Source organism: Flavobacterium tructae, assembly GCF_001853485.1.
GTDB lineage: Bacteria > Bacteroidota > Bacteroidia > Flavobacteriales > Flavobacteriaceae > Flavobacterium > Flavobacterium tructae.
In genome coordinates, this window is sequence record NZ_MIKE01000023.1 from 479407 (window position 1) to 505316 (window position 25910).

Consider the following 25910-nt stretch of genomic DNA (forward strand, 5'->3'; position numbering starts at 1 on the left):
TGTATTAGTTTCATTAAAATTAATCCATCACAAATTCTTCTTATTTGCATACTTTTGCAACATGTTATCCTTTTTTAAATCAAAACCTCTTTTAAAAGATCTGCTTTCTGATCCTTACGTTGATATTCACTCACATGTATTACCCGGAATTGACGATGGCGCAAAAACCATAACCGATACCCTAAAACTTGTTCGTGCGTTTCAGGAAATGGGAGTTTCACAATTTACCACCACTCCGCATATCAATCATTATGTCTGGAATAATTCGGCTCAGATTATTACTGCAAAACAGCAAGAAACTAAACTTTTATTAGAAGAAAACCACATTCAAATTCCTTTTCAGGCTGCTGCAGAATATTTTATCGATGATTGGTTTGAAAATCATTTTAAAAATGAAAAGCTTCTCCCTTTAAAAGATAATTATGTACTGGTAGAGATCTCTTATCAAAACGCTCCTATCCATTTGTATAAAACTCTTTTTGAACTACAGGTGGCAGGATATATTCCGGTTCTGGCACATCCGGAACGTTATGTATACTATCGAAAAGATTTTAATGAATATCACAAACTAAAAAAAGCAGGGTGTTTGTTTCAATTAAATTTGCTGGCCGTAGTGGGTTATTATGGAGAATACATTTGTAAAACCGCTGAAGAACTTCTTAAAAAGGGAATGTATGATTTTACCGGAACCGATGTGCATCACATGAATCACATCAGAGCTTTTGATCAGAAAATAAAAATCCACAGTATTGCCAACTTAAAAGAAGTCATTGCTAACAATCAGTTTTTTAAATTCTAGAGCGTACTAATAGGCGTTTTCTTCTCCCTTTACGATGTTGATGATCGTTTTTATAATGATTTTAATATCCAGCATCAGGCTCCAGTTCTCGATATACCAAATATCATATTCCACTCTGTTTTCCATATCAACCAATTCTTTGGTTTCACCGCGATAGCCATTGACCTGTGCCCAGCCGGTAATTCCGGGTTTGGCGTACTGACGCACTAAGTAATTATTAATCAAATCGCTGTATTCTTTAGCGAGATTCACCATATGAGGTCTTGGCCCTACAACCGACATATCTCCCAGAAAAACATTGAAAAACTGTGGCAACTCATCAATACTGGTTTTACGAATAAAAGAACCAAATTTCGTAACACGGCTATCTCCTTTCTCAGCTTGTTTTTTATGAGCCAGACGATTCACACGCATACTCCTGAATTTATAACACATAAACGACCGGTTGTCGCGCCCCGATCTTTCCTGCTTGAAAAATACAGGTCCCGGCGATTCAATTTTAATGATCAGCATAATGACAGGAAACAGCCACGGAAACACGAACAAGATTACAGAAAGTGAAAAAACAACATCAAATACTTTTTTGATCAGTCGGTTCACGGCAAACTCCAAAGGTTCTGTCCGAAACATCAAAACCGGAGTATTTTCATAAAACGTCACTTCTACCTTACTGGATTTTGTATATTGCTGAAAATCGGGAATAAACTTGATACGTACCATGTTTTGCTCACAAATCTGTGTGAGTTTATTTATGATCTCAATTTGATCAATATGCAGTGCCACATACATTTCGTCTACCTTTCTCTCAATAACAAACTTATGAATAGCATTAAAATCGCCTAATATGTTAGCAGGATCAATAATTGAGGAATCTTTTTTCTCATCAAAAAAACCTAAAAATTTATAACCATACGTCAGATCTTTTGCGAGTATTTTACGTATTCTTTCTCCGGACTCATTTGCTCCGACAATAATAAATGTTTTAAAATTATACCCACGACTTCTGATATACTTTAAAAGTTTCATGGACAAATAGCGCGAGATCATCAGTAATCCAAAAAAAATCAAATAAAAAGAAAGCAGTCTGAGTCTTGAAATGTCATTGTATTTGAGATACACCACAAAAATGGAAATCAAAGCAGCATGAATCACTAACTTCTTAACAGTTCTGACCAATATTGATTCGATAGGTTCTACTCTTACGCTTCGATTGGAATCATTTTGAAACAATAAGGCTACCCAAATTAAAATTGCCAATAATGAAACTGTACGCTCTTCCTTTGATAAAAGCTTATCTAAACCACCAAATCTTGTCAGTGCAGAAAGTACAGTTGCCAAATTTAGCAACACAACATCAACGCAAACAAATAAAAGCTTGAAATAGCGCGAAAAACGATAATGCGACAGTTTCTGTAAAATTTCCATACTTTGGACTTATTCTTACTTTAAGCGAAATAAAACCTGATTAAAAATCAGTTAAAAATTAATAGTGCAAAATAGTCTTTTAATTATATCTTTCAGCATTATTTAAAATCTATCTTTAAAAGTTTACTTTTATGTCATGCAAATTTAATATTGCAGACCATGATTAAGATAATTTTATTTTTTTTCCTCACGCTGCCCTTTGCCCATGCGCAGATTTCAGGCTGTACTGATCCTCTTTCCAAAAATTACAATCCCAATGTAGCAATTAACGACGGAAGTTGCAGTTATAAAAATACCCCTCTAAAACCGGAGTATTCAAAACTCCTCAGCGATTCTATCAAAGAAACCTCGGGGTTAATTGCTTTTAACAAGTTGCTTTGGACACACAACGATGATCACGACACCACAATTTACGGATTAGATTCGTTGGGAAGAATTCAAAAAAAAGTTATTCTGAAACAAGTCGTCAATCATGACTGGGAAGAGATTTCACAAGACAGCTCTTTTATATACCTTGGTGATTTCGGGAACAATCTCTCCGGTAACAGAACTGATCTAAACATTTTAAAAATAGAGAAAAAATCGTTCCTGGAAGGAAATCCGGCAATTGAAAAAATTTCCTTTCAATATGCCGACCAAACTGATTTTTCTGCAAAAAAACCAAACACTGCTAATTTTGACTGCGAGGCATTCATCGTGTCCAAAGACAGTATTTATTTGTTTACCAAACAATGGAAAGCCTCTAAAACCAACATTTACGTTTTGCCTAACCAGGCGGGATCTCACGTTGCACGACTAAAACATTCTTTAAACACAAAAGGCCTGGTAACCGGAGCGACTTATATAGCGTCTAAAAAAACAATTGTTCTTTGTGGGTACTCTAAACTTGGCAAACCCTTTTTGTATCTTTTATACGATTTCAAAAACACTGATTTTCTGTCGGGAAACAAACGAAGAATCCATCTAAAACTTCCCTTTCATCAAATAGAAGGAATTGCAACTCATGACGGTCTTCATTATTACTTAACCAATGAAGCTCTGGTTCGAAAACCAATCCTTAATGTACCACAGCAGCTTCATTATTTTGACTTGAGTTCTTTGCTGAATTCCTATATTCATCAATAAAACTTTTGCGGAATTTATTTTGTATTAAAACCAAATCCCGCAAAACCTTTTTATTTAATTTTAGATAAAAGCAAATTAAAATTATCAATTACCAAATTTGGCTCATCGTTCATAATGTAATGTCCGGATTTTGTAGTCGAAACGTGTGTAAAATCAAAAACTCCTTCTTTTAATAATTCATGCGCCTTAAACCATTTTTGTTTATCTGATTCAGAAGTAGAGGCATCGACTTTTAAGCTCGAAATTACAATTACTGGAATATTTGGCAAATGTGGAAGTGTCGCCATATATTGAGAATCTTCTATTATTTCTCTGGCTTCGAGTGTTCCTCCAAAATTTTCTCCAAAATTGGTCTTAAAAAGATTATAAAGCATATCCTCCTCCTCTTGCGAAGGCTGATTGTAATATTCGTGTGATGGATCTATAAATAATAATCCGGCAACTTTAGAAGGATTTTTAACCGCATAATCTCTAATAATCATTCCACCAAGCGAATGTCCGACAAGAATAACTTTTCTACCATTCGAAAAATTATTAATTACAGTTTCGAGTTCACTTCTTAATTGATTTATATTTCTTGGTTTTGAATCTTTTTCAGATTTCCCATAACCGGCTCTGTCATAACTTACAATATCTAATTTGGCGTTTAATTGTGCAGGTATTTTTTTTTCGTCCCAAACCGAATGTCCGTCTCCAAGTCCGGATTCAAAAACAATCAAATATTTTGTGTTATGAATAATCGAATAAGTCATTACTTTATGAGTTCCTAAATCGACTTTTGTTTCTTTTACTGTTTCGTGGCCATTCTTTAAAGTGTCACTGTCTTTGTCGCAGGAAGTAAATACAAAGAATAAACTTAGACCCATTTTTACGATACCGTTTTTTGCTGATTTCATTTCTTTAAGATTAAAATTTTCAGCAAAAATCTCGTAAAAACAAAGGCTGGTCGTTCGGGTTTATAAAGCAGAACCTATTTGTTTCTTATATTCTGAGGGGGTTTGTCCGGTCAGTTTTTTAAATGTGGTATTAAAAACAGTTTTTGAATTAAAACCTACAGAAAATCCAATTCCAAGTAAACTTAAACGATCCATTTCAGAATTGGCCATAAGTTTTTTTGCTTCTTCAATTCTATATCTGTTTACAAATTGATAGAAATTTTCATTGCATCCGTTATTGATTACATAGGAAAGAACATGTGTCGATACATTCATAGAAGAAGCCAATTTTACCAAGCTCAAATCAAAGTCTAAAAAAGGTTTTTCGGTATTCATTAATTGCAACAACCTGCTTTTTTGTTCTTCCAATTCTTGAGGAGTCAGTAATTGTTTTCTTTTGCTTTCCGGAAGAGAAGTTTCAACAATAATATTTTCTATTTCTTCTTTCTCTTTTAATGAATAAGGGAAAATTTCTTTTTGCTTCTGCCAGTAATACGTGATGTAAAGAATACTTAGAAAGTAGATCAAACTTGTTAGAATATCAAAAGTTTTGTTTCCCTCCGAAATTTGAAACACAATATCCAGAATCCAAAAAATCGTGATAAAAATAACGCCGACAATAATATTTTTCAACCATTTTAAATCCAGATTCTCAGAAGTAGAATTTAAAAGTTTAATCGTTTTTTCATGTTTAACAATTTTTTGATAAGCCAGAAAACAATAAATAAAAACGTACAGGCTGAAAATAAAATTAAATATGGCTATCGTTTTCTGTACAATTTCCGGACTTATATCTTCAGGGTTATGGTTATCGTCTATTACCCAGGAACTCATAAGAAGAATAAAAACGAGGAAAGCGAAACTAAAATGCAAATAATCCATTGCTTTCCATTTTCTAACTGGCTCGATATAATAGCTCATACTTAGATAAAATACCGGAGCAACAACAAAACTGGAGATGTTTATTAATTGATTCAGAATATCATCTTCTCTGAGTATTTTGCCGTCTATAATAACATTTTCAAGTACGATTAAAAAAACACAGCCGATAAAAGATCCAAACCAGCGATTGGCTTTTATATTGATCTTATTTTGATTTACAAAAATTATAAATGTCAGTAAAAATGCTGCACCGCAAATTATTGCATTGAATATCGAGTACATAAAACAATTTTGATCACAAATCTAAGTAATTAAGTTTGTCTTACTCAACTTAAATAAGATTAACAATTCGCAAATCGTAAGATAAAAGTTTACTTTTGCAAAAAGTTATGTTTTCTAAAATACTCATAACTCATAATTTATAACTTACAATATACAAAGTGAATTACCTATCTGTAGAAAACATATCCAAATCATTTGGCGAAAAAACCTTATTCGAAAACATCTCTTTTGGAATCAATAAAGATCAAAAAATTGCCTTCATCGCAAAAAATGGTTCCGGAAAAACGACCATTATGAGCATTATTAATGGTTTGGACGAACCCGATACAGGACAGGTAGTTCTAAGAAAAGGCATCCGAATGGCTTTTCTTTCTCAGGACAATAACCTACAGGACGAATTGACTATCGAAGAAAGCATTTTTGCTTCCGATAATGAAACGCTTAAGATTATTGAGGCTTATGAAAAAGCATTAGAGAATCCAAATGACGAAGAAGCTTACCAAAAAGCTTTTGACGGAATGGATCAGCACAATGCCTGGGATTTTGAAACACAATACAAGCAGATTTTATTCAAACTAAAACTGGAGGATTTTAAACTGAAAGTAAAAAATCTTTCGGGTGGACAAAAGAAACGTCTTTCATTGGCGATCATTTTGATCAATCGTCCTGATTTATTGATTTTGGATGAGCCAACCAACCACTTAGATCTGGAAATGATTGAATGGCTGGAAAGTTATTTTGCCAAAGAAAACATTACCCTTTTTATGGTAACGCACGACCGTTTCTTTTTAGAGCGTGTTTGTAACGAAATTATCGAACTTGATAACGGGAAATTATACCAATACAAAGGAAATTACTCTTACTATTTAGAGAAAAAAGAGGAACGTATTACTTCTGAGAATGCCAGTGTTGACAAGGCCAAAAACTTATTCGTTAAAGAATTGGAATGGATGCGCCGTCAGCCTAAGGCAAGAACTACAAAGTCGAAATCTCGTCAGGATGACTTTTACGTGATCAAAGAAAAAGCACAAAGCCGTCGTAAAGAAAATAAAGTAGAACTTGAAATTAATATGGAACGTATGGGAAGCAAAATTATTGAGCTTCACAAACTTTCTAAAAAATTCAAAGACCGTGTTATTCTGGACAATTTCAGTTTTGATTTTCAGCGTGGCGAGAGAATTGGAATTATTGGTAAAAACGGAACCGGAAAATCAACCTTCCTAAATCTTCTTACGGGAACGATCCCACCGGACAGTGGGCGCGTTGTAAAAGGTGACACCATCAAAATTGGTTATTACACGCAAAGCGGAATCAATCCGAAACCGGGACAAAGAGTTATCGATATTATTAAAGAATACGGAGAGTATATTCCGTTAGCCAAAGGCAAAATTATATCGGCTTCACAATTATTGGAGCGTTTTCTTTTTGACGCCAAAAAACAATATGATTACGTTGACAAATTAAGTGGTGGAGAGTTAAAACGTTTGTATTTATGTACCGTTCTGATTCAAAATCCTAACTTTTTAATTTTAGATGAGCCTACAAACGATTTAGATATTGTGACACTAAACGTTTTAGAAAGTTTCCTTTTGGATTATCCGGGATGTTTATTGGTAGTTTCGCACGACCGTTATTTCATGGATAAAATTGTCGATCATTTATTTGTTTTCAGAGGACAGGGTGAAATCGAAAATTTCCCCGGAAACTACTCTGATTTCAGAGCCTACGAAGACAGTGCCGATGTGGCTCAAAAAGAAGAAAATAAGGCCGAAAAGAAAGACTGGAAACAAAACAATCCAACCGGAAATCTAAGTTTCAACGAGCAAAAAGAATATCAGAAACTGGAAAGAGAAATCAAAGATTTAGAAATCGAAAAGACTAAAATCGAACAATTATTCTCTGACGGAAAAGTTGCAGATGCTGATATCGAGAAAAAGGCAAACGAATTACAAAACATCATCAACAAAATCGATCAGAAAGAAGAACGTTGGTTCGAGCTTTCGGCTAAGATTGAAGGATAGTTATTCCGCAAAGATTCACAAAGAAGAAACGCAGAGCTACACCAAGCTTTATTTTTCTTTTGTGAATCTTTGTTTTTCTTTGTGAATCTTTGTGCAACAAAAAAAGCATAGTATTTTTTATATTAGCGACTTTATTAACCCCATATTACATTATTATTCTATGAAATACCTTTTAACTTCACTACTTGCATTGACATTATTCATCTCTTGCAATAGTGATAAAGAAAATAAAAAAACAGACTATACTGTTGAAAATGAAAAAGAGATTACGGACTATATTGCCAAAAACAAATTAAACGCTATAAAAAGCACTACAGGTTTATACTATATTATCAATGAGCCCGGAACAGGAGCCCAACCTACAGCCTCCTCTAATGTAACAGTAGCTTATACAGGATATTTTACCAATGGTAAAGTATTTGATAAAAGTAAAACCGAAGGGATTTCTTTTCCACTGGACAGAGTAATTAAAGGCTGGACGGAAGGTATTCCTTACTTCAAAGAAGGCGGAAGCGGGTCTTTATTAATTCCGTCTCATTTAGGTTACGGAAGTGGCGGAACTGATGGAATTCCGGGAGGTGCTGTTCTTATTTTTGATATTAAACTACTAAAAGTAAACAAGTAAATATCAATTGACAAAATGATCCTTCAAAGCTCTGACAAAGATCAACTAACAGTTTTAATTTAGAATCAAATACTCAAACAATTACACAGAGATTCGCAAAAAAGCGAGCTTCAAAAAGTTTTTTTTGTGAATCTTTGCGTTTCTCTGTGAATCTCTGCGAAACAAAAAAATGCTACATACAATAAAATCATATCTCAAATTTCTTTGGAACTCTAAAAACGAGCATGCTGTTCATTCTCCGTTTGTATTTCATCTATTGACGAAATGTTTTTACGACAGGAAACCAAAACTGGAATATCAGATTCTTAAAAAGTACCGAAAATCACTTTTAGAAAATAAAAATTTCATTGAAGTAACGGATTTTGGAGCGGGTTCCAAAGTTTTTAAATCCAACAGCAGGCAAATTTCAAAAATTGCCCAAACAGCCGGAATCTCTCCAAAACGGGCTGAATTGTTATTTCGTGTAACCAATTATTTTCAGCCTAAAAATGTTTTAGAAATTGGAACATCATTAGGTTTGGCCACTGCAGCTCTGGCTTTAGGGAATCCAAAAGCAAAAGTTATTACATTAGAAGGTTGCCCAAATACAGCAAATGTTGCTCAAAATCAATTTACAAAGTTTGATTGTTCTAATGTAAATTCAATTGTAACAGAATTTGAAAACTATCTTCAGGATATTCAACAGAGACTAAAAACGGAGACTGAAGACTTCGATTTAATCTATTTCGACGGAAATCATTCCAAAAAAGCAACTTTAGCCTATTTTGAGCTTTTACTGCCAACAATCAACAACGATTCGGTTTGGATCTTTGACGACATTCATTGGTCAGAAGAAATGGAAGAAGCCTGGGGAATCATCCAAAATCATCCAAAAGTAAAAGTCACTATAGACACTTTTCAATGGGGATTTGTATTTTTTAGATACGAACAGGAAAAAGAACATTTTGTGATTAGAGCCTAATTCATAATATTTTTATCCTCTCTAATTTCAGATATAATATCTTACAAAAATAACATTTTATGAGATGTTTTTTTATCTTTGAAATTCAGACTTTTTACTTTGGATAATTTTATCTTTGAACCTTCAAAAAAATAATATTCATTATGGAACAGAAAATTCATCAGGGAAGAAACGTAAAACGTTTTAGAGAAATGCTTAACATCAAGCAGGAAGCACTGGCTTATAATTTGGGTGAAGACTGGAACCAAAAGAAAATTTCAATGCTTGAGCAGAAAGATGTAATTGAAGAAAACCTATTGAAACAAATTTCAGCCGTATTAAGAATTCCAGTAGAAGCTTTTCAAAATTTTGATGAAGAACAGGCCGTAAATGTGATTGCGAATACATTTAATACTAATGATAACGCAATTGGATTTGTAATTAATAACCATAATCCAATTGAAAAGATTATTCAACTGCATGCAGAAAAAATCGCACTCTATGAGCGTATGCTGAAAGAGAAAGATGAAATGATGGCAAGGCTTGAAAAATTAATTAAATAGACAATCTCAAAATATTATCAATGATTTTCAAGGTTAAAAAAATACATTTAATAGTAGTTATTCTGCTCTTCACAACAATTATTACACGTGGGCAATTTGTAACACAAACAGGAGTAGACAATTTAAATACATTTACGAATGATCTAGCAATTTACTTACCTCATACACTTAATAGTCCTTCAACTTATGGCACTGTCTTAGGGCTTAGGCACTGGGGAGGAGCTGGCGGATCAGATTGGAGAACACAACTGGCATTTAGTACCGAAAGTGATTTTTACTTTCGTCAATCAACAAATACTGCCGGAACAGTTTGGTCAGAATGGAAGAAAATTTATAATTCTGAAAACTTAAACAACAACAGTACAGATTTCAACGCCAAAGTTTTGACAGCAAAAGAACTAATTATTTCTCAAACCCAAACAAATGTGCTTTTATCTGCAACAAGTAATTCATATATAAATTCAGGTAATTTTGGAATAGGAACAATTAATCCTAAAAACAAACTTGATGTAAACGGAACTATTCATTCAAAGGAAGTAAAAGTTGATATGGAAAATTGGTCTGACTTTGTTTTTAAAGAAAATTACAATCTGCCAACCCTTTCAGAAGTAGAAAAACACATTAGCGAAAAAGGACATTTAGAAAACATTCCAAGTGAAAAAGAAGTTCTCCAAAATGGTATAAACTTGGGTGAAATGAATGCTAAACTTTTACAAAAGATTGAAGAATTAACATTATACATTATAGATTTAAACAAAAAACTTGAGCTTCAAAATCAAGAATTAAATTCAGTGAAAAAAAAATTAGGTAATTAATTATGAGAATTACACTTTAGATACGAACAGGAAAAAGAACATTTTGTGATTCGCGTTTGACAAATGACTTTAAAATGATACTTTTATTACATTCTATACTTATACATTTATGAATGCGATAAAAATCGACACCCCTTTACAATATCCTATAGCCATAACAGAATTTAAGTCCGCGGCTCCCAGCGAGAATTGTGTGATTATAGCTTCGGCCACCGGTGTTAAGCAAAATTATTATTACAATTTTGCAACGTATCTTTCCGAAAACCATTATTCTGTTTTTACTTTTGATTATGGCGGAATTGGCGACTCAAAGTCCGCACCGCTTTCTAAATTTAAAACAACCGCTTCGGATTGGGCCAAAAATGATTTCGAAACGGTAGTCCAATACGTCAAAGAGAAAAATCCTCACAGTAAGTTATTTGTGATCACACACAGTATCGGCGGTCAGCTAATAGGTTTAGTTCCTTCCAATAATTTATTTGATGGTATTGTAATGGTGGCATCACAATCCGGAAGCTGGATACACTGGAAAGGATTTGACCGATTAAAAATGCAGTTTTTGTGGTATGCAATTATACCGTCTTTTACTAAAATCTTCAATTATCTCCCTTCCAGTCACTTCACCCGAATGGAAGATTTGCCAAAAGGAATGGCCGTCGAATGGGCTAAATGGTGCAAGAAACCCAACTATCATTTTGACTGCATCGAAAATGCAAAAGAACATTACGATAAAATAAACTGCAGCATTAAATCTTATAGTATCGACAATGATTTTTATGCCACTGTATCGGCAATTGATTGGATTGCTTCCAAATTTAAAAAATCTGAAGTAAGAAGAATTCATTTAAAAGCGGAAGAATTTGGCGTAAAAGACATAGGTCATTTTGGTTTTTTCAGAAGTCAGTTTAAAGATACAATCTGGCCTATTTTTTTAGAAGATTTAAAAAGATTTCAATCCTAATAATTTACAAAATAGTAGATACAAAAATGGCAACCAATTCCGGCTGCCATTTTTTTACTAATTCAAAATTTTAAAACTTACTTCTTAGCCGCTGCCGTTTCTTCAGACTTCGCTCCCATTCTGTTTAAAGTATACATTGGCGCAAATTTTAATTTCAGACCGGCAATTTTACGATTGTCTTCGCCTGTTAAGCCTTCTTTTTCTACTGTATTTTTTCGGCTATCAAGTGCTTCATACATCAATTTAATTTCGTCCCAGTCTTCACGGGAGTAACTATCTTTATTTTTTTCTACCGTATGCACAAACTGTTGGTAAACACTATGAATGTTTTTAGCATTCACCCAGGCAAAACTCATATCTTCCCCAATCTTTCCTTCACCAAATAAAGCATTACGCAATTGCTGTTTTGGACTTGGGGCCGGAGGAGCAAGAATAGTCACCATATTATTTCTAAATTCTTCGTATTTGATCTTACTCGTATTTATTTTCTCTGTTGCGGCATTATTTTCTTTAATATCAGCAAGTGCCAGTTGAGCGTTCGCAGCTCTTTTTTCATACTCAGCTTCAACCGCTTTCCAATCAGCCTTTAAATCATCAGCCTTAACATTTTTAACAGAGTCGACATAGGCAACATAAGAATCGATTGTTTTTTCGGCCTGTTCTTGTTTTTCATCTTTACAGGATACAAAACCTAATGCGATTACCGCAATTCCGGATAATAATGATATATTTTTCATAATCTTAGTTGTTTTAGTTACTATCTTAACAAATCTACCTAAAACCTACTATAAAAAATTACACAATTATCACCTTTTAAATATAAAAAACATATTAAAACTATAAAATACAATATTTAATGTTAATTATGTAAAATTTATCAAAAATAACATAACGCTCTTCTGTCAAAAAAAGATATGTTTTTTGATTATTTTCAGATAAACAAAAAACAAATGACAATTTGTAACAAAAACCAAATCTCGACTACTCATACTTTTATTGAAAAGTCTTTTGTACATTTAAATCCAAAATTGTAAATCGAAATGGCAAATCCATTAATTAAAATAACCAACATCAAACGAGATTTTGTTCTGGGTAATGAAATTGTTTATGTTTTAAAAGGAATCGACCTGCAAATCAACAAAGGAGAATATGTGGCTTTAATGGGCCCATCCGGATCCGGAAAATCAACTTTGATGAATTTACTGGGTTGTTTGGATACGCCGACTTCCGGACAATACGTACTGAACGGAAAAGATGTCAGTCAAATGCGTGATGATGAGCTGGCTGAAATTCGAAACAAAGAAATTGGTTTTGTATTTCAGACCTTCAATCTGCTGCCGAGAACTACAGCCTTAGACAATGTTGCATTGCCTATGATTTATGCCGGTTACTCAAAAGCCGACCGCGTTAAAAGAGCCGAAGAAGTTTTAAAGCAGGTAAATCTTGCCGACCGAATGGACCATCAGCCCAACCAGCTATCAGGAGGACAACGTCAGCGTGTTGCCATAGCACGAGCTTTGGTCAATAAACCCTCTATTATTCTTGCCGATGAGCCAACCGGAAACTTAGACAGTAAAACTTCTGTAGAGATCATGAAACTCTTTGGCGACATTCACGCACAGGGAAACACCGTAATTCTGGTAACACACGAGGAAGACATCGCAGCCTATGCACATCGTGTAATACGCTTAAGAGACGGATTAATCGAAAGTGACACCCAAAAAGAAGTTAAATCGTTTAGTTGATTAATCGGAAAAGAAACTTAGTAGTCGCTTAGTATCTTAAAATCTTTAAAAAAATTCTGATTGTAAATTGGTTCAAACGGGAAAAACCTTAGAGCCTTAGCATCTCAGAACCTTAGCACCTCAAAAAAAATGAAAGTATATACAAAAACAGGAGACAAAGGAACTACTGCTCTTTTTGGCGGTGACCGTGTTCCCAAAGACCATATCCGAATTGACAGTTACGGTACTGTAGACGAACTAAACTCTTACATAGGGCTTATTCGCGATCAGGAAATGGATGCACATTATAAGACTATTTTAATTGAAATTCAGGATCGTTTGTTTACCGTTGGTGCCATTTTGGCTACTCCGGCAGAAAAAGAGGTTCTTAAAAATGGAGAACTTCGCCTAAAAAACCTTGGAATTATCGACACAGATATCCAATTATTAGAGAATGAAATTGATCAAATGGAAGAAAGTCTTCCACAAATGACTCATTTTGTTTTACCTGGAGGACATCCCACTGTGTCACATTGTCATATAGCACGTTGTATTTGTCGTCGCGCCGAGCGTTTGGCAGTACATTTAAGCCATAATGAAGCTGTTCCTGAAATCGCAATTCGATACTTAAACCGACTTTCTGACTACCTTTTTGTCTTGGCACGGAAGTTGTCCTCAGATCTAAACGCGGAGGAAGTAAAATGGATCCCCAGAAAATAAATTTTCTGGAAATTACAATTTTTCAAATCCCAAATTCCAACAAAATTTCATCACCATTTTTTGGTATTTGGAGTTTGATTTTTGGAGTTTAAAGATGACGTTCTTAAATTTTATTAAAATAAATTAAATTTTACTTGTCTTTTTCAGTAAAAAATTTATTTTTGCACAAAACTAAACAGATAACAGATGTATTGGACATTAGAATTAGCATCGTATTTAAGTGATGCGCCATGGCCTGCTAACAAAGATGAACTTATTGACTACGCTATTAGAGCTGGTGCTCCATTAGAAGTAGTAGAAAACCTTCAGTCGATTGAAGACGAAGGCGAGATATATGAATCAATGGAAGAAATTTGGCCTGATTATCCAACAGACGAAGATTATCTTTGGAATGAGGATGAATATTAAAAAATAAACCAAAGGAAAAAGTCTCATCACCGAGGCTTTTTTTTTGGTTCAAATACACATTTACATAAAATAGAAATACAATAAATCATGAGTTTCATAAACAGTATTATTAAAGTCTTTGTAGGTGATAAATCACAGAAAGATGTCAAAGCTTTACAGCCTTACTTAAACAAAATTAAAACATTCGAAACCAGCTTAATGAGTTTGTCTCACGACGAATTAAGGGCCAGAACTGTATTTTTTAAGGAAAGAATAAAAGAAGCCAGAGCTGATAAAGATGCTAAAATTGCTTCGCTTAAAGCAGAAGTAGAAAACATCGAAGACATCGACAAAAGAGAAGATCTTTATGATGCGATTGATACTCTTGAAAAAGAAGCTTACGAAATCTCAGAAAAAACTTTATTGGAAATCCTTCCTGAAGCTTTCTCTGTAGTAAAAGAAACGGCTCGTCGTTTCAAAGAAAATTCTCATATTGAAGTTACCGCAACTGCAAAAGACCGCGAATTTTCGGCAACAAAACCGTACGTTGTTATAGATGGCGAAAAATCTGTCTGGGCTAACAAATGGAATGCAGCCGGAAAAGACATCACGTGGGACATGATTCACTATGATGTTCAGTTAATTGGTGGTATGGTGTTGCACGAAGGTAAAGTTGCCGAGATGCAAACAGGGGAAGGTAAAACTTTAGTAGCTACACTTCCATTATACTTAAATGCTTTGACCGGAAACGGAGTTCACTTAGTAACCGTGAATGATTACCTTGCTAAACGTGATAGTACATGGAAAGCACCTTTATTTGAATTCCACGGTTTAACTGTTGATTGTATCGATAATCACCAGCCAAGTACGGAACAAAGAAAGAAAGCATACGACGCCGATATCACTTACGGAACCAATAACGAATTTGGTTTTGACTATTTAAGAGATAACATGGCACATTCGCCAAGCGATTTAGTACAAAGAAAACACAACTATGCTATTGTCGATGAGGTCGATTCTGTATTGATTGATGACGCCAGAACACCACTTATTATTTCAGGACCGGTACCTCAGGGAGACCGTCATGAATTTAATGAGCTTAAACCAAAAATCGAAAACTTAGTAGCACAACAACGTCAGTTGGCAAACGGTTTCTTAGCAGAAGCAAAAAAATTAATCAAAGAAGGAAACACTAAAGAAGGTGGATTCTTATTGTTAAGAGCTTACAGAAGTTTACCTAAAAATAAGGCATTAATTAAATTTTTGAGTGAAGAAGGAATCAAACAATTGCTTCAAAAAACCGAAAATCAATACATGCAGGACAACAATCGCGAAATGCATAAAGTGGATGAAGCTTTGTATTTTGTAATTGAAGAAAAAAACAATCAGGTTGAATTGACGGATAATGGTATCCAATACCTTTCAGGAGATACTGATCCGGACTTTTTCGTACTTCCGGATATCGGAACTGAAATTGCCGCTATTGAAAAGCAAAAATTAGACAAAGATGGTGAAGCAGAAGCGAAAGAAAGATTATTCCAGGATTTTGGAGTAAAAAGCGAGCGTATCCACACTCTTACTCAACTTTTAAAAGCATACGCTCTTTTTGAAAAAGATGTAGAATACGTAATCATGGACAACAAAATTATGATTGTCGATGAGCAAACAGGCCGTATCATGGATGGCCGTCGTTATTCTGATGGTTTACACCAGGCGATCGAAGCTAAAGAAAATGTAAAAATCGAAGCTGCTACACAAACTTTTGCAACTGTTACATTACAGAATTATTTCAGAATGTACAGCAAACTAGGTGGTATGACCGGTACAGCTGTTACAGAAGCTGGCGAGTTATGGCAGATTTACAAGTTAGACGTTGTTGAAATTCCAACCAACCGTCCGATTGCAAGACAAGATAAAGAAGATTATATCTACAAAACAACTCGTGAAAAATTCAATGCTGTAATTGAAGACGTTACTGAATTATCAAATGCAGGAAGACCAGTTCTTATTGGAACAACTTCAGTAGAGATTTCAGAGTTATTAAGCCGTATGTTGAAAATGAGAGGCGTTACACATAACGTTTTGAATGCTAAAATGCACAAACAAGAGGCACAAATTGTAGAAGAAGCGGGTAAAGCCGGAGTAGTAACGATTGCAACCAACATGGCTGGTCGTGGTACCGATATTAAATTAACACCGGAAGTAAAAGCTGCCGGAGGTTTAGCAATCGTGGGTACAGAGCGTCATGACTCTCGTCGTGTAGACAGACAGTTACGTGGTCGCGCAGGACGTCAGGGAGATCCGGGAAGTTCTCAGTTTTATGTTTCACTTGAAGACAACCTAATGCGTTTATTTGGTTCTGAAAGAGTAGCTAAAGTGATGGACAGAATGGGACTTCAGGAAGGCGAAGTAATTCAGCATTCTATGATGACGAAATCTATCGAGCGTGCACAGAAAAAAGTAGAAGAAAATAACTTTGGTGTTCGTAAACGTTTATTAGAATATGATGACGTAATGAACTCTCAACGTGAAGTAGTATACAAACGTCGTCGTCATGCTTTGTTTGGTGAGCGTTTGAAATTGGATATCGCAAACATGCTTTACGATACTTGTGAACTAATCGTAAGTCAGAATAAAGCAGCTAATGATTTCAAAACTTTCGAATTTGATCTGATCCGTTATTTCTCTATCACTTCTCCAATTTCTGAAGCTGATTTTACGAAATTATCAGACATCGAAATTACAGGAAAAATATACAAAGAGACTTTGGCTTTCTATACTGAAAAAACAGAAAGAAGCGCCAGAGAAGCTTTCCCAATCATTAAAGGAGTTTACGAAGAGCCAAACAATCATTTTGAGCGTATCGTAGTTCCGTTTACAGACGGTATCAAAACACTGAATGTGGTAACTGATTTGAAAAAAGCATACGACAGCGAAGGAGCTCAGTTAATTGCCGATTTCGAGAAAAATATTACTCTTTCTATCGTTGATGAGGCCTGGAAAAAACACTTACGCAAAATGGACGAATTGAAACAATCAGTTCAATTGGCCGTTCACGAGCAAAAAGATCCATTGCTTATTTACAAATTAGAAGCTTTCAATTTGTTCAGAGGAATGTTAGACAACGTTAACAGAGAAGTTATTTCATTCTTGTTCAAAGGTGATTTACCGGCTCAAAACGTTCCTGAAATTCACGAAGCTAAAGAAGTACGTCAAAAAGAAAACTTCAAATTAAGCAAAGACGAAATCGTAAACAGCGAAGAAATCAACCGTGAAGCCGGAGAAACACAACAGCGTCAGGTTACTGAAACGATTGTAAGAGACATGCCAAAAATCAACCGTAATGATACTGTAACCGTTCAGGAAGTTGCAACCGGCAAAACGGAAACAATGAAATTTAAAAAAGCGGAATCTTTAGTAGCCTCAGGCGAATGGGTTATCGTTAAATAATAAAGACTTTTAATTAAGTAAACCCGACAGGTTTTTGAAACCTGTCGGGTTTGTTGTTTTTAAAATATCCGCAAGTACAAAAGTACCTGCGGATATTTTTTTTGAAAAAAAAACAGTATTTGTTCGTTCAAAAAACGATTATAGTGTATTTTTGCATTCGAAACAACGAAATCTACTCTTGAAGAAGTTATTTACCATATTTCTTTCCTGTATGCTCCTAGTGCCCTCATTTGGCAGTTTTGTTGTTTATACCTCTTTCAAATTAAATCAGGACGAAATAGTAAAAACGATTTGTGTGCAGCGTAAATTAGTTTTTAACACCTGTAACGGTCGATGCGAACTTCAGAAAAGTTTAAAAAAATACGCCGACAACGAAAAGAAAATGCAAAACAACCTGAAAGAAAAATCAGAGATCGTTTACATTCAAAATACAACCACAGCCGATTTTAAATTAGTAGCACCAATAGAATCTAAAGCAAAAATTTATGCTTCTTTAGACGAAAAACCTATTTCGGTTTCTATTACTACTTTTCACCCTCCCTCCTATTTTATATAATTTTTTTATGACTATTCGTGACTAATACCAAACTGGTAAAATTAGCCACAGATTAGAATGATTCCCACAGATTTCTTTATTAATTGTGTATAAAATCTATGTAAATCTGCAAAATCAGTGGCGAAAAAGTGCTCTTGGTGCACATTGAGGACAGTCATATAATTTTTTAAATCCCGTTTCATTACCAATTGAAATGATTTTTCATTGTAACCAAAAAGCAATGAAAATGTGCTTGCGCACACCCAAAAATTTAAAATTACAATTATATAAAATTCTTAAAATGAAAAATACTTTATACAAAGCCCTTGCTATTGTAGCACTATCTATATCTTTATTTTCCTGTTCAAACGACGACAATAACGAAACTGTTTCAGGAAATGGAAACATCACTTTAAAATTCGACAATGCTTATGGTGCAAACGATCTTATTTTAAACACACAAGGCAATATAACTTCAAACAACGAAGTGCTAAAAATCAACCTTGTAAAGTATATCGTAAGCAATGTTGTTTTCACAAAAGCAGACGGAACGACTTTTACCTATCCAAAGAGCAAAAGCTATTTTATTGCTGACGAATCTACTGCTGCCGGTCAGCAATTTAAACTAACAGATGTTCCTGCAGGTGATTATGTGAAAGTAAAATTCGGAATCGGAGTTGACGAAGCGCAATGGAAACTGGGTGCCGCAGGTCAGGGAGATTTTCTTGCACAGGCAGACGCTGCCGGTATGATGTGGTCATGGGCTGCCGGATATAAATTTCTTGCTTTTGAAGGTACTTTTACCTCATCGACTGTTACGACTGCTACGCCATTTATGATTCACACCGGAAAAACAGGAACAGATTACAACTACACTGAGGTAACTGTAGATTTTCCAACAAAAGCTTTAGTTCGTTCTAACATTACTCCTGCCGTTCATATCATAACAGATCTTTCTAAAATAATTGACGGTCAAAACAAAATCAAACTTTCCGATAACAATATGGGAGGTATGGGCGCCATGATTATGGGTGGTGCAAAACTGCCATTAATCACTCAAAACATTTCAACAATGTTTAGAGTTGACCACGTACACAACGATTAATTTATTTTTTAAGAAGTACAAACCTTTAGGCAAAACCTAAACAATCCACTATACCGTATCTTTTGTGTCCGCTAAAATGGACACAAGAGCATATTGGTAACGGAAAAAATAGAGGTACTTCTGCAAATCAAAGAGTAATCCCGGTAAAATTTAGTTTGTTCTACTTTGTGCTAACTCGCACAAGTAGCAATAAGAAATACTCTTTACTCTTTTTACACCCAAAAAAATCATGCTGAAAATAAAATACTTTCTTTGGCTATTGATCCCGCTAGTATGGAGCTGTTCAAATGAAGAAGAAGAATATGTAAATATTCCTTTAGAATTTAAAGTCCCCTCTAATTTCCCCGCTTTAGCGTACAATATTGCTCAGAATCCTCCAACGGTAAAAGGATTCGAACTGGGCAAGAAACTATTCTATGACGGACGTTTAGCGTCAGACGGAGTTGTTTCCTGTGGCTTTTGTCACATACAGGCTAATGCCTTCACCCATCACGGACACACGGTTAGTCACGGTGTTAACGATGCTCAGGGAACACGAAATACACCACCAATTCAAAATCTGGCTTACCAGTCTGTATTTATGTACGATGGTTCTGCGGATCATTTAGACCTGCAGCCTATAATTCCGTTGACGAGTATTATAGAAATGAATGGGAATCTGAATGCCATTCTAAAAATGATGAAAGCCGACAAAGAATACCAAAAGTTATTTGGACAGGCTTTTACTGACAAAGAAATCTCAACCGAAAACATGCTGAAAGCACTTTCGCAGTTTATGGTTATGGTCACTTCTTCTAATTCAAAATTTGACAAATACAGACGTAAAGAAGCCGGCGGAACTTTAACTGCAGACGAATTGGCAGGATATGATTTATTCAAAACAAAATGTGCTTCCTGCCATGCTACTGATTTACAAACCGACAATTCGTTTCGAAACAATGGTCTGGCTGTAAACCCAATGGTAAATGATGTCGGAAGATACAAAGTCACCGAATTGGCGAGCGATTATTACAAATTTAAAGTACCAAGTTTACGAAATGTAGAAGTTTCCGGACCTTACATGCACGACGGACGATTCGGAACCCTGGAAGGTGTACTTGATCACTATGCAAGAGGGATAGAATCCTCCCCAACTCTGGATCCGATATTAAAACAAAACGGAAAATTTGGAATCACACTTTCCGAAACGGATAAGAAGCAAATCATAGCTTTCCTGAAAACGTTGACCGATACGGAATACCTAACCGATAAACGTTTTGCAGAATTTTAAAAATACGGCCGCAGGTTATTGCTTTGTAGAAATGTATAAGCTGCGACAAAAAACATAATGAAAACCGAAGTCCTAGCCCCGATAGAGGCGGTATCCTTTTTGGGTGATTTTTCTTCACCCGAAAAGATAAAGCCGAAAGCGGGATTAGCTTCTAAAAATAATTAAAATGAAAAAGATAATAGTAATGTTCACCCTTTTGACTGGTTTATCAGCTTTTAGTTTTACTTCAAAAGATAGTATTTCTGCCTTCACTTTTCAGCGTATGGCTTTGATGGAAGATTTTGATTGTGATGCCTGTGGTTGTTCGGCAAGTGGCGGAAGCATGGGATTTAGCTCTATGCTGAACAATAATTTTGTGGGTTTGAGATATTTCAGACAGAGTTATACCAGCCGCGATGGAATCTTTGCAAACTCTCCATGGATCGACGAAAATTTTAATACTGTTCAGGCATGGGCACGTATACCGGTTACAGAAAAAGTACAAATTTCAGCACTAATTCCGTATCATTTTCATGAAAGACAATTAACTGCAGGAACAGAAAGTATTGCCGGTTTGGGTGATATTACGGTAATGGCTTTGTACACAGTTTTTGAAACTCAAAAAGACAGTACCATTTTTACGCATAAAATAAGCCTCGGCGGTGGTGTTAAAATTCCGACCGGAAAATTTACAGAAGCTAATAACGCAGGAAGTGTTAACCAAAGTTTTCAATTGGGAACCGGGAGCTGGGACTTTCCGTTGGCCACTGAGTATGTGGTAAAACGTAAAAATCTGGGACTAAACACGACGCTGAATTATATTTTTAAAACCCAAAACAACAAAAATTATCAGTACGGTGACCAATTTAATTATGCTGCCACTTTCTTTTATTTGTTTAATACAAAATCAATTCAGATTGTTCCGCAAGCCGGCCTGGCAGGAGAACTTTATCAAACCAATAAACAACATAATCTGAATTTACCCAATACTGCCGGCGATATTTTGTTTGGAAAATTTGGTCTCGAAGCCGGAAAAGATAAGTTTTCAATTGGCGTAAATGCGATGCTGCCAATTACTCAGAACCTATCAAATGGTAATATGGAAGCCAATTACAGATGGAGTATTAATTTGAATTATACTTTGTAAGAGGTTCTAAGCGGCAAAGGCACAGAGGGACAAAGTTTTTTGGCCACGAATTCACGAATGTTTTATTATTAAAATTCGTGAATTCGTGGCTATTTTTTTTACCTGGGATTTTCTTCGTAGTACCTTGCTTCGATGCGTTTAATATCTTTTATTGAGTTTTTTGCCCAAAGTAAACGTTTCTCTATGATTTCCTCATCTGACAATTGCCATTTGATATCTGAATTTCGCAATCGGTTGGTCAGGTTTTGAATGATGATGGCTGCCGAAACGGAAATGTTTAAACTTTCTGTAAAACCTACCATTGGAATTTTAAGAAAACCATCTGCTTGTTCCATAATTTCAGGAGAAAGCCCGTCTTTTTCAGTTCCGAAAAATAAGGCACTTGGTTTTGTGATATCGAAATCCTGAATTAAACAATCGTTTTCATGCGGAGTTGTCGCAATAATTTGATATCCCTGGTTTCTTAAGGAAGTCATACAGCCCTCTACGGTATCAAAACGATTGATATCAACCCATTTTTGTGCACCCAGAGCGATTTCTTTATCGATTCTTTTTCCGAAACGCTGCTCAATAATGTTAAGTTCCTGAATCCCGAAAACCTCACAACTGCGCATTACGGCACTTGTATTGTGCATCTGAAAAACATCTTCTACAGCAACTGTAAAATGTTTGGTGCGATTGGCCAGAACATCCAAAAATCGTTCTTTGCGATTGTCTGTTAATATATTTTCAAGGAAAGCGAGGTAATCTAAATCAATCATTTCAATCTTAATTTGCCACAAAAATACATTTTAAATAAAACAGAAAGAAAAAATAAGAACTATTTTCAATTTGTTACATCCTCCAAAAGAACATTCTCCAGCTTTTTGTGCAAACTGTTTACCAATGTCAAATCGACCTCCAGAACTTCTTCTTTGAACGAATCGCCTTTAAAAACGGCATTTTCATTTTTAGAGTGTCTGTTGAGTCTTTCGTACATTTTTTCAAGTTCATCGGCACTGTAATCAATAGTAATAAAAGATATGAACTTTTCAATGACGCTTTTCATACCATCGTTATAATTGAGTTTTACAACATTCTGATCTGTTTCATAAAAATCCAGAAAGCCCTGAAAATACTTCCCTAAGACCAAGGCTCCATATTGCTGGAAACTAATCTCGCTAATTTCTTTAGCAGAGATTCCAAAAACATCAGGCGGTAATAAATTGGGAACCATGTGCATCCCCATCATTTTTTGATGCGATTTTAAGACTTCACCCGGATTCCTAAAAAGCAAAGCAAAAGGCAGCCCGGAAAATATTGACCTTAAATATCCGGCTTTAAAAATATGCCAGGCATCTAATTTTACAATTAAATTCTTTTGCTCCGGAAATCTTATTTGACCTAAGAATTTCAAAGCTGATTGTAAAAGCTCGCTTTTTTTATCTGTTCCAAAATTAGGACTTCTTAAAATTTCGTCGATAAGAGGTGCTTCCGAAATCATAATATTCTCCTTCGAAGTTGCCAGCGATTGACTCAGCATTGTAGAACCACATCGGGACACATGAAATACGAGTGATTTTAGATCTGCCGAAACCAATTCGTTTGACCAGTCTACTAAATTTTCTACCGTACTAACAATTTTAAATGATGTTGAATTATAAGCATGACTTTTACATTTCGAAATGGTTTCATCAAAAAAAGGATCAACATATCTTTTATCCGCCAGGTAAAGCCATTCCAGATAAACTTCATTTTCTTTTTCTATTAACTTATAGGGAATCCAATTTAGTAAAGGATGATTTGTGTTTTCCATTCTTCAGTATTTATTATGATTGCAAATCGGCAATAATCTGAGCTCCTGCTGCCGACGGGTTTCGGGAAAGTTCTGCAATAATCTGCTGTTTTACCTCATCAGAATATTGTTCTTTTTTTGGAGTATAATGAATATCGAATCCCATTTCAGCAAACAATTGATCGGACCAGTCATTTCTGACACAATCCAACGTAAGATGAATACGTGCCTCAGAACTTTTATTCGCTACACTGTGTGGCAGCTGAAAATTAGCATACCAGCACTCTCCTTCTTTCATGGGAACCAATTTTTTATCCACATAAAAAAGCACCTCCGGATTTGTAATTATAGGAACGTGAATTCTAAAGAAACCTTCTTCGTATGAGGTATCATTATCTGTATGTTCCTTTATTTCGCTTTGAGGTCCTAGCCTTAATAATCGCACAGCCTCCTTCTCACACTGAAACCAATCCATGATCTCCTTAAAATAATGACATCTGTCCAGTAATTCTGTGTTTTTATACTCTTGGTTGGCAAAAGAGGTAATATCGTTTATCAAACCCGACTGTGACCTTAAGGACACACTTGTCCAATTACCGCTATAGTCGCCCGTATTAAAGTGAGGCGTCCACAGATCATTTTCACATATTTCAAGGTCCTTTTGTAGTTTATCTATCGAAAAAGAAACAGAGAGTTTACTGGAAGAAGGGTTCATAGGCATTAAAAATTAAATTAGACAGTATGCTTTGGGGCTTGTAAATATAAAAAATTACAAACGCTTTATCATCAAAGAAATAAGTAAAATAAATAGAATTTGGAAACCTGACTTTTAAAAGGTCAAGCCAGATCAGGCAAACTGTTTAAAATAAAATGATACAGTTTATGAGTCGAAACGGGAACGGTTTCTATATCGGTTCTCAGCACTAAATCTGGCTGTAACGGAGTTTCAAAAATATCGCTTATTCCGGTAAAATTCTTTATTTTATCAGGATCATTATCCGATAATAATGCTTTTTTATACAGTCCTTTAGGATCTCTTTCGATTAAATTATTGATCGAACAATCTAAATATACGGTTCTGACAAATTCATGATTGCGCAATTCGTTTCTCAGATTTTCATATGGATTTATAACTGACATCAAAACGATCGTGTCTGATACAACAAAATTTCGTCCGACATTAAAAAGACGTCTGACATTTTCGCAGCGGTCTTCTTTAGAAAATCCCAGATCTTTACAGATGGTTTTCCGATATACATCCCCATCAATTATCTCGACTTTATACTTTTTTTCTATTAAAAGCTGTCGAACATTTTCAGCTAATGTTGTTTTACCCGAACCCGATAATCCCGTAAATTGTATTAAAATCATTTTAAAACGCTTTTCTTTTATTGCTCACTAAAACTAGATAATTTGTAAGACCGAAACAATAAGTATAAATACGCTTTTATCGGTTATCTAAACTATTAAAAAAAATGCAACGACCCTACTGCTATCCTGAAACTAAATGGGAAAATCACTATTTTTATCCTTTAATTACAGTACAATGAAAAAGAAATTAGTGGTTTTAACCGGAGCCGGAATTAGTGCCGAAAGCGGGATCAAAACTTTTCGTGACAGTGATGGTTTATGGGAAGGTCATGATGTAATGGAAGTTGCCACTCCTGAAGGCTGGAGAAAAAATCAGGAATTGGTTCTGGACTTTTACAACAAAAGACGCCAGCAGCTTAAGGAAGTAGAACCCAATTCAGGGCATACTATTCTAGCTGAATTAGAACGAGATTTTGATGTGCACATCATCACTCAAAATGTAGACAATCTGCACGAACGTGCCGGAAGCTCCAAAGTCTTGCATTTACATGGAGAATTAATAAAGGTACGAAGCACTCAAAATCGCAATTTAATTCTAGACTGGACAGAAGACCTCTATACCGGTGATCTGGACCAAAACGGGCATCAGCTTCGTCCTCATATTGTATGGTTTGGCGAAGATGTTCCTGCTCTTGAAGAAGCCATCGATATTACCGAAACAGCCGATTATTTTGCCGTTATCGGAACATCGTTACAAGTATATCCGGCGGCAGGATTAATTTCATACACGCCCTCTGTCACACCTGTTTTTTATATTGACCCAAATCCAATCAGCATTCCAAACCTTCGTAATAAAGTAGAAGTAATTGCCGAAGTAGCCTCAAAAGGTGTAGCAGCTTTAAGAGATCGTTTAGAATCCGGGCTCTAGTTTTTGATTAGTACTTAGTTATTAGTCCCTAGTCATTAGTCAATAGAAGAAAGAGTAAAGAGCAAAGAAGAAAGAACAAAGAGTAAAGAGTAAAGAGTAAAGAGTAACATCTTACCTCCAGCCTCCAACATTTCACAATTAACATTTCACAATTAACATCTTACATCCAACATCTAACTTTTAACTCTTTTTTATCCACAAATTCTG

General features: G+C 35.1%; 25 protein-coding genes. 17 read left to right on the forward strand and 8 right to left on the reverse strand.

Annotated elements, in window-relative coordinates:
• Positions 1-61 precede the first annotated feature (61 nt).
• Positions 62-799: a tyrosine-protein phosphatase gene (locus BHE19_RS13005; RefSeq protein WP_070907468.1), complete on the forward strand. Its 738-nt coding sequence runs from the start codon at positions 62-64 to the stop codon at positions 797-799.
• A gap of 6 nt (positions 800-805) precedes the next feature.
• On the opposite strand, the gene BHE19_RS13010 is transcribed toward BHE19_RS13005, so the two are convergent.
• Positions 806-2224 carry an undecaprenyl-phosphate glucose phosphotransferase gene (locus tag BHE19_RS13010; protein ID WP_070907469.1) on the reverse strand — a complete coding sequence of 473 codons (1419 nt, stop codon included), beginning with the start codon at positions 2222-2224 and terminating at the stop codon, positions 806-808.
• A gap of 159 nt (positions 2225-2383) precedes the next feature.
• Here BHE19_RS13010 and BHE19_RS13015 point away from each other — a divergent pair, with 159 nt between their 5' ends.
• On the forward strand, positions 2384-3349 hold the full coding sequence (locus BHE19_RS13015) for a hypothetical protein (protein WP_070907470.1): 966 nt from the start codon (positions 2384-2386) through the stop codon (positions 3347-3349).
• 50 nt (positions 3350-3399) lie between these two features.
• Here BHE19_RS13015 and BHE19_RS13020 read toward each other — a convergent pair whose 3' ends face one another.
• Both BHE19_RS13020 and BHE19_RS13025 read right to left on the reverse strand, forming a co-directional pair.
• A complete protein-coding gene (locus BHE19_RS13020; RefSeq protein ID WP_070907471.1) occupies positions 3400-4245 on the reverse strand; it encodes an alpha/beta fold hydrolase in 846 nt (281 codons plus the stop codon).
• 60 nt (positions 4246-4305) lie between these two features.
• Positions 4306-5448: a helix-turn-helix domain-containing protein gene (locus BHE19_RS13025; RefSeq protein ID WP_070907472.1), complete on the reverse strand. Its 1143-nt coding sequence runs from the start codon at positions 5446-5448 to the stop codon at positions 4306-4308.
• A gap of 158 nt (positions 5449-5606) precedes the next feature.
• Here BHE19_RS13025 and BHE19_RS13030 point away from each other — a divergent pair, with 158 nt between their 5' ends.
• The 6 genes from BHE19_RS13030 to BHE19_RS13055 all read left to right on the forward strand — a co-directional run bounded on the left by BHE19_RS13030 (position 5607) and on the right by BHE19_RS13055 (position 11373).
• Positions 5607-7469 (forward strand): ABC-F family ATP-binding cassette domain-containing protein, encoded by a 1863-nt coding sequence (locus BHE19_RS13030; RefSeq protein WP_070907473.1) that lies wholly within the window; start codon positions 5607-5609, stop codon positions 7467-7469.
• Between the two features lie 160 nt (positions 7470-7629).
• Complete coding sequence (locus BHE19_RS13035; RefSeq protein WP_070907474.1) at positions 7630-8094, forward strand: FKBP-type peptidyl-prolyl cis-trans isomerase; 465 nt, start codon at positions 7630-7632, stop codon at positions 8092-8094.
• Positions 8095-8263: 169 nt separating this feature from the next.
• Positions 8264-9055, forward strand: a complete 792-nt coding sequence (locus BHE19_RS13040; RefSeq protein ID WP_070907475.1) for an O-methyltransferase — start codon at positions 8264-8266, stop codon at positions 9053-9055.
• Positions 9056-9198: 143 nt separating this feature from the next.
• A complete protein-coding gene (locus BHE19_RS13045) occupies positions 9199-9597 on the forward strand; it encodes a helix-turn-helix domain-containing protein (RefSeq protein ID WP_070907476.1) in 399 nt (132 codons plus the stop codon).
• Positions 9598-9617: 20 nt separating this feature from the next.
• Positions 9618-10412 (forward strand): pyocin knob domain-containing protein, encoded by a 795-nt coding sequence (locus BHE19_RS22965; protein ID WP_070907477.1) that lies wholly within the window; start codon positions 9618-9620, stop codon positions 10410-10412.
• Positions 10413-10521: 109 nt separating this feature from the next.
• Positions 10522-11373, forward strand: coding sequence for an alpha/beta hydrolase family protein (locus BHE19_RS13055; protein WP_070907478.1), 852 nt, complete (start codon positions 10522-10524; stop codon positions 11371-11373).
• 77 nt (positions 11374-11450) lie between these two features.
• Here the strand turns inward: BHE19_RS13055 and BHE19_RS13060 are convergent, their stop codons facing one another.
• Complete coding sequence (locus BHE19_RS13060; RefSeq protein WP_017495158.1) at positions 11451-12110, reverse strand: DUF6565 domain-containing protein; 660 nt, start codon at positions 12108-12110, stop codon at positions 11451-11453.
• Between the two features lie 303 nt (positions 12111-12413).
• Here BHE19_RS13060 and BHE19_RS13065 point away from each other — a divergent pair, with 303 nt between their 5' ends.
• The 8 genes from BHE19_RS13065 (at position 12414) to BHE19_RS13100 (ending at position 21690) form a co-directional block, all read left to right on the forward strand.
• A complete protein-coding gene (locus BHE19_RS13065) occupies positions 12414-13118 on the forward strand; it encodes an ABC transporter ATP-binding protein (RefSeq protein WP_070907479.1) in 705 nt (234 codons plus the stop codon).
• A 129-nt stretch (positions 13119-13247) separates the two neighbouring features.
• Positions 13248-13817: a cob(I)yrinic acid a,c-diamide adenosyltransferase gene (locus BHE19_RS13070; RefSeq protein WP_070907480.1), complete on the forward strand. Its 570-nt coding sequence runs from the start codon at positions 13248-13250 to the stop codon at positions 13815-13817.
• A 186-nt stretch (positions 13818-14003) separates the two neighbouring features.
• A complete protein-coding gene (locus BHE19_RS13075) occupies positions 14004-14225 on the forward strand; it encodes a DUF2795 domain-containing protein (RefSeq protein WP_007138072.1) in 222 nt (73 codons plus the stop codon).
• Positions 14226-14312: 87 nt separating this feature from the next.
• Positions 14313-17654: a preprotein translocase subunit SecA gene (secA, locus tag BHE19_RS13080; RefSeq protein WP_017495155.1), complete on the forward strand. Its 3342-nt coding sequence runs from the start codon at positions 14313-14315 to the stop codon at positions 17652-17654.
• 211 nt (positions 17655-17865) lie between these two features.
• Positions 17866-18210, forward strand: coding sequence for a hypothetical protein (locus BHE19_RS13085; protein ID WP_051041428.1), 345 nt, complete (start codon positions 17866-17868; stop codon positions 18208-18210).
• 280 nt (positions 18211-18490) lie between these two features.
• Positions 18491-19294, forward strand: coding sequence for an MbnP family protein (locus tag BHE19_RS13090; RefSeq protein WP_026109841.1), 804 nt, complete (start codon positions 18491-18493; stop codon positions 19292-19294).
• Between the two features lie 229 nt (positions 19295-19523).
• Positions 19524-20564, forward strand: a complete 1041-nt coding sequence (locus BHE19_RS13095) for a cytochrome-c peroxidase (protein ID WP_070907481.1) — start codon at positions 19524-19526, stop codon at positions 20562-20564.
• Between the two features lie 166 nt (positions 20565-20730).
• Positions 20731-21690 (forward strand): transporter family protein, encoded by a 960-nt coding sequence (locus BHE19_RS13100; protein ID WP_070907482.1) that lies wholly within the window; start codon positions 20731-20733, stop codon positions 21688-21690.
• A 98-nt stretch (positions 21691-21788) separates the two neighbouring features.
• Here the strand turns inward: BHE19_RS13100 and BHE19_RS13105 are convergent, their stop codons facing one another.
• From BHE19_RS13105 to cysC, 4 genes are all read right to left on the reverse strand, one after another.
• Positions 21789-22451 (reverse strand): TrmH family RNA methyltransferase, encoded by a 663-nt coding sequence (locus BHE19_RS13105; protein WP_070907483.1) that lies wholly within the window; start codon positions 22449-22451, stop codon positions 21789-21791.
• Positions 22452-22516: 65 nt separating this feature from the next.
• A complete protein-coding gene (locus tag BHE19_RS13110; protein ID WP_070907484.1) occupies positions 22517-23485 on the reverse strand; it encodes a sulfotransferase family protein in 969 nt (322 codons plus the stop codon).
• Positions 23486-23498: 13 nt separating this feature from the next.
• Positions 23499-24179: an aspartyl/asparaginyl beta-hydroxylase domain-containing protein gene (locus BHE19_RS13115; protein WP_070907561.1), complete on the reverse strand. Its 681-nt coding sequence runs from the start codon at positions 24177-24179 to the stop codon at positions 23499-23501.
• A 122-nt stretch (positions 24180-24301) separates the two neighbouring features.
• Positions 24302-24835 carry an adenylyl-sulfate kinase gene (cysC, locus tag BHE19_RS13120; protein ID WP_070907485.1) on the reverse strand — a complete coding sequence of 178 codons (534 nt, stop codon included), beginning with the start codon at positions 24833-24835 and terminating at the stop codon, positions 24302-24304.
• Positions 24836-25010: 175 nt separating this feature from the next.
• On the opposite strand from cysC, the gene BHE19_RS13125 reads away from it, so the two are divergent.
• Positions 25011-25703: an SIR2 family NAD-dependent protein deacylase gene (locus BHE19_RS13125; RefSeq protein WP_070907486.1), complete on the forward strand. Its 693-nt coding sequence runs from the start codon at positions 25011-25013 to the stop codon at positions 25701-25703.
• Positions 25704-25910 lie beyond the last annotated feature (207 nt).

Coding starts and splice junctions, on each gene's coding strand:
- BHE19_RS13040 (WP_070907475.1), top strand. CDS start 8,264: ATGCTACATACAATAAAATCATATCTCAAATTTCTTTGGAACTCTAAA.
- secA (WP_017495155.1), top strand. CDS start 14,313: ATGAGTTTCATAAACAGTATTATTAAAGTCTTTGTAGGTGATAAATCA.
- BHE19_RS13005 (WP_070907468.1), top strand. CDS start 62: ATGTTATCCTTTTTTAAATCAAAACCTCTTTTAAAAGATCTGCTTTCT.
- BHE19_RS13085 (WP_051041428.1), top strand. CDS start 17,866: ATGCTCCTAGTGCCCTCATTTGGCAGTTTTGTTGTTTATACCTCTTTC.
- BHE19_RS13125 (WP_070907486.1), top strand. CDS start 25,011: ATGAAAAAGAAATTAGTGGTTTTAACCGGAGCCGGAATTAGTGCCGAA.
- cysC (WP_070907485.1), bottom strand. CDS start 24,835: ATGATTTTAATACAATTTACGGGATTATCGGGTTCGGGTAAAACAACA.
- BHE19_RS13115 (WP_070907561.1), bottom strand. CDS start 24,179: ATGAACCCTTCTTCCAGTAAACTCTCTGTTTCTTTTTCGATAGATAAA.
- BHE19_RS13055 (WP_070907478.1), top strand. CDS start 10,522: ATGAATGCGATAAAAATCGACACCCCTTTACAATATCCTATAGCCATA.
- BHE19_RS22965 (WP_070907477.1), top strand. CDS start 9,618: ATGATTTTCAAGGTTAAAAAAATACATTTAATAGTAGTTATTCTGCTC.
- BHE19_RS13015 (WP_070907470.1), top strand. CDS start 2,384: ATGATTAAGATAATTTTATTTTTTTTCCTCACGCTGCCCTTTGCCCAT.
- BHE19_RS13095 (WP_070907481.1), top strand. CDS start 19,524: ATGCTGAAAATAAAATACTTTCTTTGGCTATTGATCCCGCTAGTATGG.
- BHE19_RS13025 (WP_070907472.1), bottom strand. CDS start 5,448: ATGTACTCGATATTCAATGCAATAATTTGCGGTGCAGCATTTTTACTG.
- BHE19_RS13110 (WP_070907484.1), bottom strand. CDS start 23,485: ATGGAAAACACAAATCATCCTTTACTAAATTGGATTCCCTATAAGTTA.
- BHE19_RS13105 (WP_070907483.1), bottom strand. CDS start 22,451: ATGATTGATTTAGATTACCTCGCTTTCCTTGAAAATATATTAACAGAC.
- BHE19_RS13010 (WP_070907469.1), bottom strand. CDS start 2,224: ATGGAAATTTTACAGAAACTGTCGCATTATCGTTTTTCGCGCTATTTC.
- BHE19_RS13070 (WP_070907480.1), top strand. CDS start 13,248: ATGAAAGTATATACAAAAACAGGAGACAAAGGAACTACTGCTCTTTTT.
- BHE19_RS13035 (WP_070907474.1), top strand. CDS start 7,630: ATGAAATACCTTTTAACTTCACTACTTGCATTGACATTATTCATCTCT.
- BHE19_RS13065 (WP_070907479.1), top strand. CDS start 12,414: ATGGCAAATCCATTAATTAAAATAACCAACATCAAACGAGATTTTGTT.
- BHE19_RS13060 (WP_017495158.1), bottom strand. CDS start 12,110: ATGAAAAATATATCATTATTATCCGGAATTGCGGTAATCGCATTAGGT.
- BHE19_RS13100 (WP_070907482.1), top strand. CDS start 20,731: ATGAAAAAGATAATAGTAATGTTCACCCTTTTGACTGGTTTATCAGCT.
- BHE19_RS13045 (WP_070907476.1), top strand. CDS start 9,199: ATGGAACAGAAAATTCATCAGGGAAGAAACGTAAAACGTTTTAGAGAA.
- BHE19_RS13090 (WP_026109841.1), top strand. CDS start 18,491: ATGAAAAATACTTTATACAAAGCCCTTGCTATTGTAGCACTATCTATA.
- BHE19_RS13075 (WP_007138072.1), top strand. CDS start 14,004: ATGTATTGGACATTAGAATTAGCATCGTATTTAAGTGATGCGCCATGG.
- BHE19_RS13020 (WP_070907471.1), bottom strand. CDS start 4,245: ATGAAATCAGCAAAAAACGGTATCGTAAAAATGGGTCTAAGTTTATTC.